1 protein-coding gene is annotated in these 862 nt (G+C 75.3%); it reads left to right on the top strand.

The window, feature by feature from the left end:
* Nucleotides 1-18: 18 nt before the first annotated feature.
* Nucleotides 19-862: alkaline phosphatase D family protein (locus D5H78_RS19005; protein WP_342782511.1), on the top strand; the 844-nt coding region annotated here is incomplete at its 3' end.

The following is an 862-nucleotide window of genomic DNA, read 5'->3' as shown; positions in this document are numbered from 1 at the left end:
GGTGCGCGTTCGCGGCGGCTGGTCGGTGACCCGTTCACCCTCGGGGTGGCCTCCGGGGACCCCACCCCCGACGGGGTCGTGCTCTGGACCCGCCTCGCGCTGGACCCCCTGGCCGAGGACGGGCACGCCGCCATGCCCACCCGCGACGTGCCGGTGCGCTGGGAGCTGGCCACCGACGCGCGCATGCGCAACGTCGTGCGCCGCGGCACCACCACCGCCCGGCACACCTCCGCGCACGCCGTGCACGTGCTGCTGCGCGGGCTCGAACCCGGGCGCGAGTACCACTACCGGTTCCGCACCGGCGCGCACGTGAGCCCCCTCGGGCGCACCCGCACCGCCCCCGCGCACCGCTCCGCCGTGCCCTTCACCCTGGCCGTGGCCTCCTGCGCGCAGTACGAGCACGGCTGGTTCACCGCCTACCGGCGCCTGGCCCAGGACCAGCCCGACCTCGTGCTGCACCTCGGGGACTACTTCTACGAGTACCAGGCCCGCGACTACCTCGCCCCCGGCGGCAACGTGCGCGACCACGCCGGGCCCGAGACCACCACCCTGGCCGGCTACCGCCAGCGCCACGCCCAGTACAAGGCCGACCCGGACCTGCAGGCCGCGCACGCCGTCGCCCCCTGGATCCCGGTCTGGGACGACCACGAGCTGGACAACAACTGGGCCGACGAGACCCCCGAGGACGACCAGACCCGCCCCGCGTTCCTCGCCCGGCGCCGCGCCGCCTTCCAGGCCTACTACGAGAACATGCCGCTGCGCCCCACCAGCACCCCCCGCGGCATCGACCTGCAGCTCTACCGCCGCCTGCGCTGGGGCCGCCTGGCCACCTTCCACATGCTCGACACCCGCCAGTACCGCA

The sequence above is a fragment of the Vallicoccus soli genome (assembly GCF_003594885.1).
GTDB classification, from domain to species: Bacteria; Actinomycetota; Actinomycetes; order Motilibacterales; family Motilibacteraceae; genus Vallicoccus; species Vallicoccus soli.
This window is presented reverse-complemented; position numbering and strand designations above follow the sequence as displayed.